The following is a 16,843-nucleotide window of genomic DNA, read 5'->3' on the forward strand; positions in this document are numbered from 1 at the left end:
TTCTCTTACGTTTTAACACGACATAGCTTGAACCAAGCCATCTGATCACGATCCATCCTGTACTCCGGTATCGCGATTTGCTATAGTCCATTCTATATAACTCGCTCATTAATCGTAATGTTCGGGAAGGCCACTGTCAATGAACCACGGCTGGTCGGTTTCGGGCGGGTTTACCGTACCACGTCAGCGTCAGAAGATAAAATAGGCGGAGGCCTTCATTGTAGAGGAATCAGCTCTAACAATTCGGGAATCCGCCTACTTCGTATTATTTACCCGTTTGTTCCTGTAAAGACACGGCAATTCTCGTCATTTCATCAACCGGAAGATTGGCGCTCGTAATCCGGAATTCGATTCCGTCATCATTCATCCAGGTCAGCGTTCTTTGACCGTCTTCGGTGAGAAGCGCGGAAGTGAACCCGAGATCCACCACCGTTCCGGATGCCAGGGCAGACACGGCCTTATCCGGCGAGCGCGATTCCATGATGGTATATTGATACGTTCCATCGTAACGGAGGATAACCGTATGATTCGCGCTGTCTTCCAATTTATTGGTGTCCTTCGACTCCACGCCTTCCGGCGCATAATCCGGAGTAATCATCCCGAAGTCGCCGAGTTCTTTTGGCGCTGCAGCCGTACTTCCGTCCGTCTGCTGATCGTCAGCCGTGATCGGATTCCCGTTCTCATCCACCTGAAGCACCGTACCCAATGTCGGATCATCCAAAGCGGTCATGTTGCGCTTCATATCGAAAGAATCTTTTTCGAATTTGGCATCGAACTTGAACTCGGTGAACTTCACTTCCACCATGACATGGGCTTCAGCATCTGAAACCTGCACCTGTTTAGGCGCGTAATTGTCCTTGCTCAGCCAAATCTTCTGACGGACCAGGGACTGGCTGTGGTAGTTGGCCGCCACGTCGAACACATAGCTGTCCTTGTCTGTGGCAAATTGCCGCGTTTTATCGCTCAGGATTCCCTGCACGAGCGTTTGGTACAGGTACACCTGCCCCTGATTTTCCGGCCAGTCGCTTTTAAAGCGGAAGCTTTTATTTAGGCTTGGCGTGAGGACGAATACGCCGTCGTCGTTGCGGAGCACGATTTGGGTGACGTCCTTTTGGGCGTTGGTGAGGCTGATGCGGTAGTAGGCAGGATTTTGATACCAGACCTCAATGTTGTACTCCTGCGGCTTTTCGCTGGTAAACAGCGTCATCTTCCCCGTTCCTTTATAAGATCCCTCCTTGCTTTGCAGTGTGTCGGCCACATTATTCAAACCTTTGACTACGGAAGCGGCGTCTTTTTTGCCGCAACCGGCAAATACGACGGTGACGCACAAGATCATGGCGAGTACCCATGACATCCGGCGCATGACATCATCCCCTTTAGCACATGTTTTAACTGATTGATACATGTCTATGAGGGACTTGTTCACATTATGCAGACTAGCCTGACAAGCCGGAGCAGGCCCGTACATTTTGTTTTGCCGGAGCGGCTGCATAAACAAAACGACCGTCATCCCCGAGCCGGGAGCGGCCAATTCGTTCGTTAAGGATTCATTTGTGACGCAGGTACCGGCCGCTGCCTCGCCTCCCGCGCTTCTAACAGTTCATCCACCCGCACACATGCGTAACCCTGCATGCGCTCATCGTCCAGAATGGCGTCAAGCTCCGCAAGCATCAGCTCCGGCGCATCGATCTCTGCCCCCACCGTATCCCCGCTGTCATGCAGCAGAATGATGGAGCCCGGCTTCAGCTGGTCCAGGATTCGCTCCTTCAGAGGCTTCAGGCCCTTCTCCTTCACCCAGTCATGGCCCATCACGGACCAAAGCACGATCCGGAAGTTCTTCCGCAGCGTGAATATATCCCCGAGATTCAGCAGCCCCCACGGCGGGCGGTAGTACGTCGGGCGTTCGCCTGTAATCCGCTCGATGATATCGGCGGAACGCTCCACCTGCTGCCGGCGGACATGCTTAGGACTCATCAGCCAGTTGGGGAGATGCTTGTAATTATGAATGCCAATGAGATGCCCTTCCTCGCGAATCCGTCTGATCAGCTCGGGATAACGCTCCGCTTTGCTGCCCAGCACAAAGAAGGTAGCCCGGATTCCTTTCCGTTTCAGCAGATCCAATAGGCGTGGAGTGTATGCCGGATCAGGCCCGTCATCAAAGGTAAAGGCAATCCGGCGTCCGGGGCGCCCGTGCAGCGTCACTCCGATCCCCCAGATCCGCGTGATGGCAAAGGGAACGAGCATATAGACGAGAACGAGCAGCAGCAGTATTTTATCGATGAAGTAGGTCATGACAAGCCATCCTTCGCATAGCGGGCAAGCAGGGATTCCCGCGTCATGATGAGCATTTTGGGAACCAGCTTCGGGGCATTCTGCTTCGTGCGTTCCCTGCCAACCGGATGCAGCACGCGCATCAGCAGCCGCAAATAATAGGTGGAAAATATCCGGAACCCCTTGGAGTCCAGCGGATGCAGCTCGAACCCGAGCCCATGGATAATGCCCCGGTGCAGCAGCGTGATCCCCGTCAACGCTTGGACTTGCATCAGTTCGGCGTCCGTCTCCAGGGCCTCGCTGATTTGCTTCATGGAACGCCGGAGCATTCTGGCGGTCATCAGCGCGGCCCGGTCGGGACCGAGCTCCTTGGACATCTGCAGCACCTGCCGGTTATCCAGGTGGAGCTCCCCCACCCAATCCCCGCGATGGATCCATTGCCCGTCTTGGCACTCCACGCTTTTTCCATGATGCCGACGGGTAACCAGTTTACAGATACCGTATTTTCTGACGGATGCGCTCCGCAGCTTCGTTACTTGGTCAAACAGTGATTCCCAGGCCATCCATACCGACTGTGCGCTTGCTTTGGAAACGGAAGATATCAAATTCAATGTGGGTCACGTCTTTCTCTTCAAATTTGGTCTTCTGCAGCAGACCGCTTCTCTTGCAAGACGTCTCTTATTTCGTTAGACGACAGAAAACCACCGATCCATGCCAACATTGTAAAAAATGAACCTATCGTTTCCCTTTCTTCTTTCTTACGATTTTCTTAATTCCCTGTTTAATGCAAAAAAAGCCGCTCTCCTGCTCGGAGAACGGCCCATATTCGCCGTAAAAACGGCCTAGGCGTGGGAGACGCGCGGCATCGGCATCGATTCCTTGCCAAGCTCCGCCCAAATATACTTCATCAGCAGCTCCATTTTCAAAGATTGGCTTTCCTCATCATGCCACAGGTTATGAAGCTCGTGGGGATCCTGCTAGAGATCGAACAGCTCGCCATAGATCTGGTTGTAATAGACGGTGATTTTGTATCGCTGGCCTACGTACGTCTTCTGGTGGATCGTCGTCGGTTCATGGCGGAACTCACAGATCGCGTGATCACGCGCGGCCGTCTCCGGGTTCAGCCACACGGCAGACTGGTCCACGCCCGTCATCGCCTGCGGCACATCGGTTCCGGCCAAACGCAGAAACGTAGGCGCCAAATCTACCAGGGACTGGATCGAATCGGATACCATGCCCGCAGGCGTGCGCCCCGGATATCTCACGATAAAGGGGAGCCGCAGCAGATCCTCATAATGGAATCCTCCCTTGTACATCATGCCGTGCTGACCGAATAAATGCCCGTGATCCGTCGTAAAGACGACGATGGTGTTGTCCGCGATGCCGAGCGCATCCAGCTTGTTCAGAATGCGGCCGATCGCGTCATCCATAAAGCTGACCATGCCGTAATACGTGGCGACCGCCTTCCGGTGCTCTTCCTCCGTCATGCCTATATGGGAGTGATAGCCATGGATGCCGTAGCCGGTCTCCTTATAGGACGAAAAATCGGGACCTGCGAGCTGCGTCATTTGAAAATGCGGCGGGTTGCGGTCATGTTCGCCCGGCACAGCCTTCGGCACCGTCAGTGTATCCGGATCATACATGCTCGCCCATGGCTCGGGCACCAAGTATGGCGGATGCGGATCCGGAAAGCTGGCCCACAGCATGAACGGCTCTTCCTTGCCGCTGTATTCCTCCATCAACGCGTTCGAGCGCTCCGCAATCCAGGTGTTGTAATGATACGCTTCCGGAATCGGCCAGGAAAATCGAACCGATTCATCCATCGTCCCTGTCGGAGCTGAGTAATAATCACGCCAATTCCCGCAGCCCTTCTCCTCCATCCACAGCGCGTAATGCTGTCCGACCAAATATTCGTTGGCATGGTTGCGCAGCAGCTCGATATGCTCGAAGCCGTAAAAAGGCCCGTGAAAATCACGCCAAAAAGCAAAATCATGAAGCTTATCGCGGCCTTCCAGCGACGTGTAGGGCTCTTTCGTGAAGACCGGTTGGAAATGCGCTTTACCCACCAGCGCCGTCCGGTAGCCTTCCCCCTGCAGCAAATCCCCGACGGTCGTTTCTTCTTCCGACAGCTTGGTGCCGAGCGTCCATGCTCCATGCTGGCTCGGATATTTGCCGGTGATGATGGAAGAACGCGAAGGCGTGCAGGTCGGATTCGGGCAGTACGCTCTCGAAAAGGTCGTCCCTTCCCGCACCAGGCGGTCCAGATGCGGCGTCGATATTTCCGGATTGAATGCGCCGATCGTATTCCAATGCTGTTGATCGCTTGTAATCAGTACAATATTAGGCTTTGGCATGGGGTTCATTCCTTTGCTTGGTTCATTACTCCCATCTTAGCCGCCATCCGGCATGGTTCCCATGACCGCGAGTTAGATATCTTTAACATTTTGTCAGGATATATGGTACAATTCAGGCAAATTCATGTACAATGAAAGGGGATACATTCTTTGCTGGAGCGGGCGAATGAATACTACCACGTTACCCATTTCAACCCTGATGATTATGAGAAAAGCGGCGGTTTATGGCCGATTCATGCCGGGATCAACGAAGCAAAGCCCGACTATCATGCCGGACCGCGCATGGTGCCCTATTATAGTTTGCATTTTGTCAAGTCTGGAGCGGTAGAGCTTCACGATGGACAACAGAATGCCGTGCTGCACAAGGGCGATGTCTTCTGCCTTTTTCCTAACCGTACGTATACGTATCGCATCCATCCGTGTCCGGATAAGCTGCGCATGGGCTGGATTGCTTTTCAGGGTGAACAGGCCGCCGTTATTTTGGACTCCGTCCCGATGAACGCCGCCCTGCCCTTTGCCCACAAAAAAATGACGAGGGAGTTCCTGCTCACCTTCGAGCAGCTGCTCCATGCCGGAACCGGCGGCTCCATGCAGGATCGGCTGAACCGCTCCATCCTGAGCTACCGGCTGCTGAGCCAGCTGCTTCCCGCAGAATCGGAGCAGAGCATTCCGGGCAAGCCCGACCAATGGATCGAGGACAGCAAAAATTATATGGACACCCACTATACCGAGGATATTACCGTACAGGATGCCGCGGCCTATGTAGGGATACACCGATCCTATTTTTCCAAAATGTTCACGGAACGCGTCGGCACGACGCCGACCCTGTATTTGAAGCGGCTCAAAATGGACAAATCATTACTCATGCTGCAGCAGGGACACTCGGTGCTCGAAACGGCCCTGAGCCTCGGATATTCGGATACCGCATCCTTTTCGCGGGCATTCCGCCGTTATTTCGGCTCGGCGCCGACCCGATATTATCAAACCAAGCTTGAATAGACCCATCAAAGGAGCTTTACGGATATGACGATTCTACTTATCCTCCTGATGTCGGCCATGATTATTATGTTTATCGCCAAAGCCCGGAACCCGTCCGTGTACTGGATGTCGATTATTCTGCTCGGCTGGTTTCTCAGCATGTCCGGACTGGTCCTCTTCATTGCCAAATACGGCGGATTCTATTACCGCGTCAACATCGTGCTTTTCTTCAACGATACGATCCGCAACCTGCTGCTCCACTCCCCGATCAGCATCGACGGCGTCAGCCGCATGATCACGATCGGCAGATCGCTGTTTATCTTCGGCTTTATCGGCCTGTCCCTGTCGCTCTTCTACAACAACCGGATGAAGCACCGCATTCTCGTGCTGGCACTTCACGCTATTTTGCCTCTGATTAATATCATTTTCTATGATCCGGTCATATACAAGCCCATGCTGAGCCTCCTCAATCCCAAAAGCACGTACATCATCAGCTTCATCACGCGCGGCTGGCTCGTCGTTTCGGCCCTCTATGCCACTTCGCTCATCCTTTATTATTATTATTCCCATGTCACGATCCCGTGGCTGAAAAAACAGATCAAGCATATTCTCTACGGCGTGTTCGCGCTCGTGCTGTTTTACTTTTACCTCGGATTTATGGGACCGATGCAGGTGACGGACGTCCGTACCTACTACGTGCTGTATTCGGACTTTTCCAACTTCAATCCGCCGCTTACCTTGTTCGAATGGTATCTGGGCATCGGCATCACGGGCATTTTATCCGGTATCAGCTTGTTTTCGATCTGGCGCTACACCGATATCGAGAAAAAAATGGGCCAGGAGACGCTGCTGCTCGAACGCAAGCTGAAAACGGCGGATATGGGGATCAAGGTGTTCACGCACGGGATCAAAAATCAGCTGCTCATGATCCAGGTGCTTCTGAATCAGGCGAAGCAGCACAATGCTCCGGCAGCTCCGCCTACAGGCAAAGAGCCTCTGGATAGGGCCCAGACTGTCGTGCACGAGACGCTCGAGCGGCTGGATCAGCTGTACCGCTCCATCAAAACCACTCATCTGCAGCTGCGTTCCGTGCCTGTGCGTGAGCTGATGGATGATGTGCTGGGCCGGTTCGACGCAGGCTCAAGACCGATTGAGGTGCTCATCCGTTTCGAAGATGAAGGAATTACCGTGTTAGCCGACCAAGCCCACTTGTCCGAAGCTATTTACAATATCCTGACCAATGCGGCGGAGGCGATTCCCGAGGAGAAGCACGGCATGATCCAGATCACTTCTTATCCGGAGGGCAATTTCAACATTATCAGCATCTCCGATAACGGCTGCGGCATGGAGAAGGAGCAAAACAACTCACCGATTCGTGTCATCGTGGCTGAGGATTTGGATGTACTCCGCGAACATTTCTGCACGGTTCTGAGCAGCCATGAGGATATCCGGATTGCCGGGCAGGCATCCAGCGGCAAAATGGCCCTACAGCTGATGCGGACGGCCGGCGCGGACGTCGTGCTCATGGATATCGAAATGGACGCCAAGCATGACGGCATCCTCCATGCGCATCTCATCTTAGAAGAGTTCCCCCAGGCAAGGATCGTGTTTCTGACCGTGCATGAGGATGATGAAACGATCTTCAGCGCCTTTGAGACGGGTGCCGTCGATTACGTGCTGAAGACAAGACCCGACCAGGAGATCGTCCAGCGGGTGCGCAGCGCGCATGAAGGCATGTCCCAGATGCATCCGGAAATCGCGAACAAAATCAAAAGCGAGTTTACCCGCATCCGCAAAAACCAGGAAAATCTGTTTCAGGCGACCCTGATTCTGTCGCAGCTGACACCAAGCGAGCTTGAGATCATTCAGCTGCTGTACAGCGGCTGCAAAATATCCGAAATCGCCAAGCAGCGTCAGGTCGAGATCTCCACGATCAAATCGCAGATTAACGTCATTTTGAAAAAATTCAATAAAAAACGGAGCAAGGAAGTGATTTCCCTGCTCCGCGAGCTGAACATTATCCATTTGATCCATCAGGTGCGCGGCGACTCTTAGTTCCCGCCGGCCGCCTCCTGCGCTTTCACGAACGGCTCGGTGGCGATAAACTTGTCGCCCGGTACAACCTCGGACATTTTGCCGTTATCCACGAACATTTTCTCCAGGTTCTCGAACCACTTCACAGCCGTGCCGTCCTTCATGTAGCCTGCGATCTTGGAGGACTCGATCCATTCCATCGTCTCAAACTGCTCCCTCAGCGAATCCTCCGGGACCTGGGTATATTTCGAGGTCAGGGATATCGTTTCATCCACGTTCTTGATTTTGTAGTCGTTGGCTTTGACCCATGCTTCGAGGAACTGCTGGACGACCTCCGGCTTTTCCTCCAGGAACTTCGGATTCACAACCCAGCTTGCCGGGAAGACGTACTCCGGATAGAACGTACGGTTATCTCCCAGCTTCACGATATTATCCTTGCCCAGCTGCTTCTCGATTTCCTTCGTGTACGGCGACCAGATCGCCACCGCGTCCACTTTACTCGCGACAAACGCGGACACTGCGCCGGCTACGTCGATGTTGACGATGTTCACGTCGGAAGGCTTCAATCCGCCCTTTTCCAGACCCAGGTTCAGAATCATTTCACCCGAGGTGCCCTTCGGTACGCCGATCGTTTTGCCCTTGAGATCCTTCCAGTCCGTCACACCGGATTTTTTGGTGGCATACACCATATCCCCGAAGCCGAGGCTGGCCAGCGCGATGATTTTGCCTTGTCCCTGAGCCGCCAGAAATGTTGCGCCCGGACCGATGTAGGCGATGTCCAGATCGCCGGAAGCCATCGCCTGGAATTCAGGCGGGCCGCTCAGGAATTTGACGGCATTGACGTTCAGGCCGGCATCCTTGAAGAAGCCTTTCTCGTCCGCCACCACAATCGGCGCCGCTCCATTCAGATCGGGAATATACCCGACATTGATTTTCACCGGCGATTTGGGCGCATCTGTTTGGGTTTCCTTGGAAGCATCTTGCCCGGACGAAGCCGGTTCCTCCGCAGAGGTTTGACTGCCGGCGCCGGAACCGCAAGCGCTTATCATCAGCGTCAGGCACAGGAGTGCTGATAACAGAAGCGAAGCACGAAAGCTTTTTTTGGTATTGGTTTTCATCGTCTACCATTTCCCCCTTTATATTCTTGCCATGATCAGTAAGGTTTCACTTCCATGATGCAGCTCCTCCGCCAACACAGCCGGCCGCCAAGCCGCTAATACGGCAGCATCGGCTTCAACCATGCGCACCGAGCGGCATTTTTTCTATTTTTGCACTTCCAAATACTCTTTGTACACCTTTGCCCAAATCTCGTTTTTGATTTCGATGAATTTTGGGTCCATCTTCGTCGTTTGATCCCGCGGATACGGAATGTCCACGTCGATAATCTCCTTGATCCGGCCCGGCCTGGCGCTCATGATGACGACGCGCTGGCCGAGAATAACGGCCTCCTCCACGTCATGGGTGATGAAAAAGCAGGTTTTCTTCTCCGTCTGCCATGTTTTCAGCAGATCCTCCTGCAGCTGCGCCCGGGTCTGGGCATCGAGCGCTCCGAACGGTTCATCCATCAGCAGCACTTCCGGCTGAACCGCATAGGCCCGCGCAATGGCGACCCGCTGCTTCATGCCTCCGGACAGTTCCTTGGGATAGGCATGGGCAAAATCCTTCAGGTTGACATATTCCAGGTACTGCTCCGCTTTTTCGCGCCGCTCGGCTTTGCTGTATCCGCGCAGCTTCAGACCGAACTCGATGTTCTTGATGACCGTTTTCCACGGGAACAAGGCATACTGCTGAAACACGACGCCGCGATCCTTGCCCGGACCGGTGACAATCTTCCCGTCGACCTCCACTTTGCCCGAGGTCGCCTGCTCCAGGCCGGCGATGATGTTCAGGAGGGTCGTCTTGCCGCAGCCGCTCGGACCGACCACGCTGATGAATTCATTGGGCATGATGTCGAGATTCGCATCGTTCAGCGCAATGACTTCGCCATTTCGAACCGGGTACGTTTTGCGAAGATTTTCGATTTTGATCTTGGGCTGCTCCAATCGGGGCATTGCCGCTGTTAAGATTGACGAAGCTCCTGCCATCCTGTCAGCCTCCTTTCGAGATAGAGTACACCTTTGTCCATGGCGAGGCCGATGACACCGATGACGAAAATACCCATGATGACAAGGTCCATCCGGAAGTACAGACTGGCTTCCATAACCATGTTGCCCAGCCCCTTGTTGGCTCCGGTCATTTCCGCCGCAACCAGCGTCGTCCATGCGCTGGCCAGACCGAGGCGTACACCGACCAGAATGTAAGGGAACGATGCCGGCACGACCACTTCGAAGAAAATATGGCGGTCATTTGCGCCCAGCACGCGGGCGGCTTTGATCAGTGTCGGATCAACGTTGCGCACCCCTTGGAAGATGGAGATGACCATCACCAGGAATGTCGCGATGAAAATGACGGCGATCTTGGCGGACTCCCCAATCCCCTGCGATACGATGACCAGCGGAATGAGCGCGATCGGCGGAATCGTGCGGAAAAATTGGATCCATGGCTCGATGACCGCACGGATGTTTTGGTACCAGCCCATCACGAACGCGACGGGAATCGCCACCACCAGTCCGAGGGCAAAGCCCCCGAGCACGCGCAGCATGCTGGCGGAAATATTGGTCCACAGACTGCCCGCCTTCGCTTCGGTAAACAGCGTTTTGGCGATACGGATCGGATCCGTGATAATGGCGCCTACGCTCGGTATTTTGGATACCGCATACCAGATCAATATCCCGCAAATGACCGAGAGCGGCGTAATGAGTTTTGCAGATACGCGGTTTGCGTTCATGCTGTACCCCTCCTCTTCATGCTGTGATTAAAATTCGTACGCGGGCTTCATCCCTTCGTCCGCCCGCCGCCCGAGAAGCTTCGCAGCCGCATCCTCGTATCCTTTGCTGCGCAAACGTCTCACCCAGTCGTCTTCCGTTAAGTACTTATAAGGGCCTGTTTCAATGACCTTTTGCATCGGATCGGCTTTATACCCCGGTTTGTTCATCTGCTCCTGCAGCCAGTTCGCAATGCGATGCTCCATCAGGTTCACGATCTCCGGATGATCCGCGGCCACATTCCGCGTCTGATGCGGATCCTGCTCCATATCGTACAGAATCACTTCTTCAAAGTCGTAGAGTCCGCTGTGATATGTTCCATCGGCGGTCACGGACCGCACGCTGGCAGGTATACAGGGCATGCTCCATGACCAGGTAATCCCGGCCTTCCATCTCCTCACCCTGCAGTGCCGGCAGATACGACCTGCCGTCCCAGCCGCTTGGCACAGGCAGACCGGCCATGTCGGTCATCGTGGCGATCACGTCGACGTTATAGAGGAAGCCGTCGTAGGTTCCACCCGTTTTTGCGATGCCCGGGGCCTTGATAATCAACGGAATGTGATGGACCGCCTCGGTCGCGCACGGATGCTCGACGTAAATGCCCTGCTCGCCCATAGACTCCGCATGGTCCGCACTAACGACGAAGCAGACCTCATCTTCGATACCGAGCTCCCGCAGCGTATCCAGCAGCTCGCCCACGAACGAATCCATATACGACACCGCGCCGTCATAGCCGTCGATCAGATGCTTGAAATCCGCACGGCTGCGGATCGCACCCGGCATCGTTTCCGGATGGTGATCGCCCCAGTGCAGGAAAGGCGCCGAGCGCGGAAACGTATTTTGCTGCTGCGCGGCAATCAATCCTTCATCCGGGAAGGAGGAAACAGGAGAATCCTTCCACTGCTCCATGTACGATTTCGGATACGTGTAGAAGCTGTGCGGATCCCAGTATTGAATGTGCAGGAAGTAGTTATCCTCCTTCCCGTGTGCTTTCAGCCATGGAATGACGGCCGCGTTCACCTCGTCGGCATTTTCGTTGCCTTCCTTCAGCGTATGGGTATGCACCTCGTTCCACCCGGCAAAATACCACCAGGCGTGATGGCGGTCCCCGAACGTTGAGAACGTCACCGTCTTGATGCCCGCCTTGCGCAGATGGCGCGTAAAGAACGGAATGCGTTCGCTATGCCCATCCCCTTCCGGGTATTGAAATTCGCAGCCGGGGCCCCAGTGGGTTAGTGCGCCATGATTGACGCCAAAGCGTCCGGACATAAAGCTTGCTCGCGAGGGAACACATGGAGAGGAAACGGTGTAACAGCTGTCAAAACGCATCCCGTCCGCAGCGATCCGGTCGAGATTCGGCGTCGTCTGCCGATGATATCCGTAGCAGCTCATATGATCCGGACGGAGCGAGTCGATATCCAGGTAAATCATTCTCATGCGTATCAAATCCTTTGCTTCGAATTTACCTAACATGCTGCGTTAGATCGTGTATCCGCTTTCATGGATTTAAGTATAATTTTGAATTCTTGAATGCATAAGGTTGAACTTTTTTACAACTTTTTTGAGCTTTTATCACTTATACCGGCTCACTCTCTTTATCTTGACAAAATATATTAACACAAGTTAATTTATTAACATAAGTTAATGAATGGAGCGCATATGCATGAACATCAACGAAGTTCCGCTGCGGGAACTTAAAAAAGCCAAAACCAAAATCGCCTTATACGAAGCCGGGCTCTCCTTCACCGAGAACCGCATGTTCAAGGATGTGCTGCTGGACGACATCTGCCGGGAGGCCGGCATATCCCGCGTAACCTTTTTCAAATTTTTCGGCAAAAAAGAAGATCTGCTCGTCTACTACATGCGCGTATGGCTGACCCGGCGCATCATCGAGATCGGGAAAAAAAACTTGCGCGGTTTTGATGCGATGCGGCTTATTTTGCGGCAGATCGCGGACGACACGCGCACGAACGAAGGCATCATGCCCAGCCTCATCGCTTTCTTGTCCGAGATGAACATGCACTGCAGCATGCCGAAGCTCAGCGAAGCCGAGGTCATACTCCTCTTTCCCGGCCAGGAGGAGGCTGGCGCCGAAAGTCCCGACATGTTCGCGATGTTTAGCAGATGCATGAATGAGGCGCAGGAAGACGGACGATTGAAGCCGGAGATCAAAGCCGAAGACGCCGTCCCTTTTCTGTTCAGCACCTTTTACGGCGGCTTTCTCACCTCCCGCTTATACGGCTCGAGAGATATCATGGCTTTTTATGAAACCCATTTGAAGCTGATCGAAAAATAACGTTGGAATGAAGGAGCTGTTTTCGATGGAAAAAGTGGTTTCGGGCCGCTATACGGCCCATACGGAGGATTCGTTCGTGGTATTCATCATCGGCATGAGAATCAACCGCTTCTGGGCGGTCCACCGCTGGCTTCCCGTGTTCATGGCCATGCCCGGCATGATCCGGGAGCTGTACATGAACCCAGACCTCGGATTTAAAGAAGGCCACATGCATTTTTCATTGCGGAGAACGTGCATCGTGCAATATTGGGACTCGTTTGAGCAGCTGGAGCATTATGCGCGGAAAGGGCAAAAGCATCTGAAGGCCTGGCGGGATTTCAACCGTAAAATCGGAACGGACGGGACAGTCGGCATCTTTCATGAAACGTTCATTATACCTAATGGCAATTCCGAATCCGTGTACAACAACATGCCCGTCTTCGGCCTCGCCAAAGCCACAAGCCATGTGCCCGCAACGGGACGGCGGGAAACGGCAAGCCGCAGGCTGGGCCGTGACGGCGAGCCGCAGGCTGGGCCGCGACGGCGAGCCGGCCGTACCCACGCCTGCCAATCCGGTACAATGACAAAAAACCGGAATCCGAAAGGGTCATGAACGACCTTTTTTCGGATTCCGGTTTTTGTTGATGTGCTTTCAGCTCGGTACCGATCGATGTTGATCAGAGGATATCGGTTTTATCCACGTTACGGAAAGAAAGATAAGCGACCAGGAAGCCTAAGATGCCTAGTATTAAAGGGATTGCCACGCTCGTGCTGAGCGTGAAGCCCTGGTTATTGGAACTGAGCAGCGCCATGATGATGACGGCGGATACGATCGTTGTCGCGACGGATTTTTTGCGCATTCCGAAGTACAACGGAATCAGGCTGACGCCAGCGGCGGACAGCGTTTGAACGAAGAGACGGATGCCTGTATGCAGGAGTACCGAGCCTTCCGGCGTACCCGGAATAAAGTGGAAGCGGATGTTCACGGCCAGGAAAACAAGGCAGACGATCAAGGTGGCAATGATCATCGATACGAAGGTCAGTGATAGAATCAGCAGCATTTTCGCCATGATCAGCCTTTTGCGCTGAACCGGGTAGGTAAACATCACGTTCATGGTCTTGTTACGGTATTCGTCGATAATGAATCTGCTGAGAAGCACCGAGGCAAACACGATGAAGACGGCCCGCACAAACAAACCCGCTGCCGATAACGCCTCCGCATAGCCCGCAAAGGCGGGGTCACCGCTGTCCTCCGTATACGGCATGAGCCACATGAAAAAGGCGATAATCACCGTCGCGATGCAGGCCCCTCTGACATACCATCCCAGCTTCTGCTTCTTCATCTCCAGTTGGATCAGTCTAAGCATGCTTCTCACCTCCGCCGATCTGCTGCATAAAGTAGTCCTCCAGCGACGTGTGCTTATGGTTCAATGATTCGATGCCAATGTCATGGAGGACGAGCGTCTTGGTCAGCTCCTGCTGCGTCCAGCGCGACTCGTAGATCCGGATGATCGAATCGCCAATGATTTTGAAATTGCTGACACCCAGCTGATTTTCCAGCACAAAGGCTGCCTCCTTGCAATGCGGTGTCACGATTTCGATGTATTCGGTTTGTTCGCTGCGCATGTCCTGCATGGACATTTCCCGGATGAATTTCCCTCCCTGAAGAATACCGATCGTATCCGCCACCTGCTCGATTTCGCCCAGCAAATGGCTCGAAACCAGCAGCGTCATGCGGTATTCCTTGCTCAGGATGCGCAGCAAATTCCGGAATTCCTTGATCCCCACGGGGTCCAGACCGTTAATCGGTTCATCCAGAATGAGCAGCTCGGGCTTGGTCATGATCGCTCGGGCCATCCCGAGGCGCTGCTTCATGCCAAGTGAAAACTCGCCTACCGCTTTGCCGTCGACGGAAGTCAGATTCACCCGCTCCAGCGCTTCTTGAATCGCGTGTTTATTGTAAAAGCCCATATATTCGCAGTGCAGCTCCAGGTTCTCTACGGCTGTCATTTTCTCATAAAAGATCGGGTATTCGATGATGCTGCCGATGCGTTTGAACAGCTCGACCGACCCTGGCATCAGCTTTTCCCCGAACATCTCGATTTCGCCGCTGGTCGGCTTGACGAGGTTCAGCAGCATTTTCATCAAGGTTGTTTTGCCGGCCCCGTTCGGGCCCAGCAGTCCATAAATTTGGCCCCGCTCGATATTCATGCTAACGTCGGAGACAACCTCTCTGCCTTTATATTCTTTGCTTACATGGCGGGTACTAACGATATAGCTCATACATCCCTTGCTCCTCTCGTTCTTGCTTAAACCCAGTATAGCCGCCAATATTTTCATATTTCTTGCGCAATTCTTACGAAAATCTTAAGGCCTTAGATATGCGGCAATCGTTTCAGCGAAATCGTGAACACGGTGCGTTCATAAGGCTTGCTTTCCACGCGGATGTCCCCGCCCATCAGCTCGACCAGCCTTTTCGTGATCGTCAGGCCGAGTCCGCTGCCTTGAAAGCTTTTGTTCCTGGAGTCCTCCAGCGTGTACATCCGCTCGAAAATCAGCGCCTGCTCCCGCTCATGGATCCCCTTGCCCCGGTCCCAAATCTCGATGGACACCTGCTCCTCGCCGCGAACGCGCATGCCGACGACCTTTCCCTGCGCCCCATACCGGATCGCATTGCTTAGCACGTTATTGAGGGCGCGGCTCAGCGCTTCATCATTCCCCCAGCCGTACAGCGGCTCATCCGGAATGTCGATCTCCGCCTGCAGCCCTTCGGATTCAATTAAATCGTAGAACATGAGCAGGCTGTTTCTTGCAATTTCATTGATATGTATACGGGTAAGTGAAATCTCCTTATCCCCCGATTCAAGCTTGGCCAGATCAAAAAAGCGGTTGATCAGCTCCACGATCTCCACGGCTTTGGCATGCACCCTGGCCAGCAGCTTCGCCGTTTCCTGCGGCGTCAGATCCGGCCTTCTGGTTATCGTTTCGATCGTTCCGAGCACCACCGTCAGCGGCGTCTTCAGATCATGCGAAATATTCGCCAGCATGCGGCGCATCGCCAGCTCCGTACGCGTAAAATCCGCCCTGGACTGGCGGTTCTGCTCCAGCAGACGGTTGATGGCGATCAGCAGCCTGCGGTATTCCGGATCCTCCGTCAACAGCAGCAGCTGCTCCTGCGAGGATGAATCCATGATCGCCTGCAGCTTGTTGATGATATAGCTCAGCTGCTCCGTTCTTTTGCGGCGGGTAACCCACTGCATTACGTTCAACAGCGCAAGCAAGACGATGAGAACAAGCAGGACGGCGGTCATGCTAAAATTCCCCCAGACGGTAGCCGATGCCCCACAGCGTCTTGATATACTGCGGCTCGGACGGACGATCCTCGATTTTCTCCCGCAGCCGGCTCATATGCACATTAATGACATTTTCATCGCCAAAATAATCATCATTCCACACGGACGTAAAAATGTGCTGCTTCGTAAACACCTTTTTCGGATTCGTCATGAACAGCTTCAAAATTTGCAGCTTCTTGGCCGTCAGCTTGATTTCCTCGCCGTTCTTGGTCACCGTCAGGTGGTCCAGGTCCAGTGTCAGCTCATGCACCTTCACGATCTGATTCACAGGTGCCTGCTGCGTACCGACATAAGCCGTGGCGCGGCGGATCGCCGCCTTCACCCTCGCCGTCAGCTCGATCATGGAAAACGGCTTCGTGATATAATCATCCGCGCCAAACCCCAGCCCAAGCGCCTTATCCACTTCCCCGTCCTTCGCCGACACGATCAGGACCGGCACATGGCTCTTCTCCCTGATTTTCTTGAGAAAATCCATGCCGCCAAGCTTCGGCAGCATTAGGTCCAGCAGCACCACATCATATGGACGTTCTTCAAAACGCTCCAGCGCCTCCGCTCCATCCTTCGCATGCACCACGTCAAAGCCTTCCATCGTCAAATAGCTCTCTATCATTTCGCCGATTGAGGCGTCATCTTCCACCAGCAGTATGTTTGAAGCCACGCAAATCCCCGCCTATCTGATTGGTTTATAGCTCTACTATACTGGAAAGGCGGCTA

Annotated in this window: 16 protein-coding genes and 1 pseudogene; 4 read left to right on the top strand and 13 right to left on the bottom strand. The window is 53.8% G+C overall.

All coding sequences use genetic code 11. The features are described 5' to 3' along the window. Nucleotides 1-265 precede the first annotated feature (265 nt). The 4 genes and pseudogenes from PCH05_RS22380 to PCH05_RS22395 all read right to left on the bottom strand — a co-directional run bounded on the left by PCH05_RS22380 (nt 266) and on the right by PCH05_RS22395 (nt 4,625). Nucleotides 266-1,363: an outer membrane lipoprotein-sorting protein gene (locus PCH05_RS22380; RefSeq protein WP_127606063.1), complete on the bottom strand. Its 1,098-nt coding sequence runs from the start codon at nt 1,361-1,363 to the stop codon at nt 266-268. Nucleotides 1,364-1,539: 176 nt separating this feature from the next. After that, nucleotides 1,540-2,292 carry a polysaccharide deacetylase family protein gene (locus tag PCH05_RS22385; protein WP_127606065.1) on the bottom strand — a complete coding sequence of 251 codons (753 nt, stop codon included), beginning with the start codon at nt 2,290-2,292 and terminating at the stop codon, nt 1,540-1,542. After that, nucleotides 2,289-2,882 carry a YkoP family protein gene (locus PCH05_RS22390; protein ID WP_127606067.1) on the bottom strand — a complete coding sequence of 198 codons (594 nt, stop codon included), beginning with the start codon at nt 2,880-2,882 and terminating at the stop codon, nt 2,289-2,291. The genes PCH05_RS22385 and PCH05_RS22390 overlap by 4 nt, the downstream gene beginning before the upstream one ends. Nucleotides 2,883-3,113: 231 nt before the next feature. Continuing rightward, nucleotides 3,114-4,625: pseudogene (locus tag PCH05_RS22395) on the bottom strand (sulfatase family protein). A gap of 150 nt (nt 4,626-4,775) precedes the next feature. Here PCH05_RS22395 and PCH05_RS22400 point away from each other — a divergent pair. Both PCH05_RS22400 and PCH05_RS22405 read left to right on the top strand, forming a co-directional pair. Next, nucleotides 4,776-5,624: a helix-turn-helix domain-containing protein gene (locus PCH05_RS22400; protein WP_127606069.1), complete on the top strand. Its 849-nt coding sequence runs from the start codon at nt 4,776-4,778 to the stop codon at nt 5,622-5,624. 24 nt (nt 5,625-5,648) lie between these two features. Further along, a complete protein-coding gene (locus PCH05_RS22405) occupies nt 5,649-7,658 on the top strand; it encodes a response regulator transcription factor (protein ID WP_127606071.1) in 2,010 nt (669 codons plus the stop codon). Here the strand turns inward: PCH05_RS22405 and PCH05_RS22410 are convergent. The 5 genes from PCH05_RS22410 to PCH05_RS22425 form a co-directional block, all read right to left on the bottom strand. Then, entirely contained in the window at nt 7,655-8,755 is a 1,101-nt protein-coding gene (locus tag PCH05_RS22410; protein ID WP_127606073.1) for an aliphatic sulfonate ABC transporter substrate-binding protein, read from the bottom strand. The genes PCH05_RS22405 and PCH05_RS22410 overlap by 4 nt on opposite strands. A 144-nt stretch (nt 8,756-8,899) precedes the next feature. Beyond that, nucleotides 8,900-9,721, bottom strand: coding sequence for an ABC transporter ATP-binding protein (locus PCH05_RS22415; protein WP_246049883.1), 822 nt, complete (start codon nt 9,719-9,721; stop codon nt 8,900-8,902). Beyond that, nucleotides 9,697-10,464, bottom strand: coding sequence for an ABC transporter permease (locus PCH05_RS22420; RefSeq protein WP_127606075.1), 768 nt, complete (start codon nt 10,462-10,464; stop codon nt 9,697-9,699). Before PCH05_RS22420 ends, PCH05_RS22415 begins: the two co-directional genes overlap by 25 nt. Before the next feature lie 27 nt (nt 10,465-10,491). Next, nucleotides 10,492-10,833 carry a hypothetical protein gene (locus PCH05_RS27765; RefSeq protein ID WP_246049885.1) on the bottom strand — a complete coding sequence of 114 codons (342 nt, stop codon included), beginning with the start codon at nt 10,831-10,833 and terminating at the stop codon, nt 10,492-10,494. Then, entirely contained in the window at nt 10,790-11,938 is a 1,149-nt protein-coding gene (locus tag PCH05_RS22425; RefSeq protein WP_246049887.1) for a sulfatase, read from the bottom strand. The genes PCH05_RS27765 and PCH05_RS22425 overlap by 44 nt, the downstream gene beginning before the upstream one ends. A gap of 226 nt (nt 11,939-12,164) precedes the next feature. Here PCH05_RS22425 and PCH05_RS22430 point away from each other — a divergent pair, with 226 nt between their 5' ends. Together PCH05_RS22430 and PCH05_RS22435 are read left to right on the top strand one after the other, a co-directional pair. After that, entirely contained in the window at nt 12,165-12,797 is a 633-nt protein-coding gene (locus PCH05_RS22430) for a TetR/AcrR family transcriptional regulator (RefSeq protein ID WP_127606077.1), read from the top strand. A gap of 25 nt (nt 12,798-12,822) precedes the next feature. Then, nucleotides 12,823-13,389: a DUF4188 domain-containing protein gene (locus tag PCH05_RS22435; RefSeq protein WP_127606079.1), complete on the top strand. Its 567-nt coding sequence runs from the start codon at nt 12,823-12,825 to the stop codon at nt 13,387-13,389. Nucleotides 13,390-13,453: 64 nt separating this feature from the next. Here PCH05_RS22435 and PCH05_RS22440 read toward each other — a convergent pair whose 3' ends face one another. The 4 genes from PCH05_RS22440 to PCH05_RS22455 all read right to left on the bottom strand — a co-directional run bounded on the left by PCH05_RS22440 (nt 13,454) and on the right by PCH05_RS22455 (nt 16,787). Continuing rightward, nucleotides 13,454-14,143 (bottom strand): ABC transporter permease, encoded by a 690-nt coding sequence (locus tag PCH05_RS22440; RefSeq protein ID WP_127606081.1) that lies wholly within the window; start codon nt 14,141-14,143, stop codon nt 13,454-13,456. After that, the gene (locus PCH05_RS22445; protein WP_127606083.1) at nt 14,136-15,059 is read right to left on the bottom strand and encodes an ABC transporter ATP-binding protein; all 924 of its coding nucleotides are present in this window, start codon (nt 15,057-15,059) and stop codon (nt 14,136-14,138) included. Before PCH05_RS22445 ends, PCH05_RS22440 begins: the two co-directional genes overlap by 8 nt. A gap of 92 nt (nt 15,060-15,151) precedes the next feature. Next, nucleotides 15,152-16,087, bottom strand: coding sequence for a sensor histidine kinase (locus PCH05_RS22450; RefSeq protein WP_127606085.1), 936 nt, complete (start codon nt 16,085-16,087; stop codon nt 15,152-15,154). Nucleotide 16,088: 1 nt separating this feature from the next. After that, nucleotides 16,089-16,787, bottom strand: coding sequence for a response regulator transcription factor (locus PCH05_RS22455; protein ID WP_127606087.1), 699 nt, complete (start codon nt 16,785-16,787; stop codon nt 16,089-16,091). Between the last annotated feature and the right edge of the window lie 56 nt (nt 16,788-16,843).

Origin of the sequence: Paenibacillus chibensis (assembly GCF_004001045.1) — a bacterium.
In the GTDB taxonomy this organism is placed as follows: domain Bacteria; phylum Bacillota; class Bacilli; order Paenibacillales; family Paenibacillaceae; genus Paenibacillus_AQ; species Paenibacillus_AQ chibensis.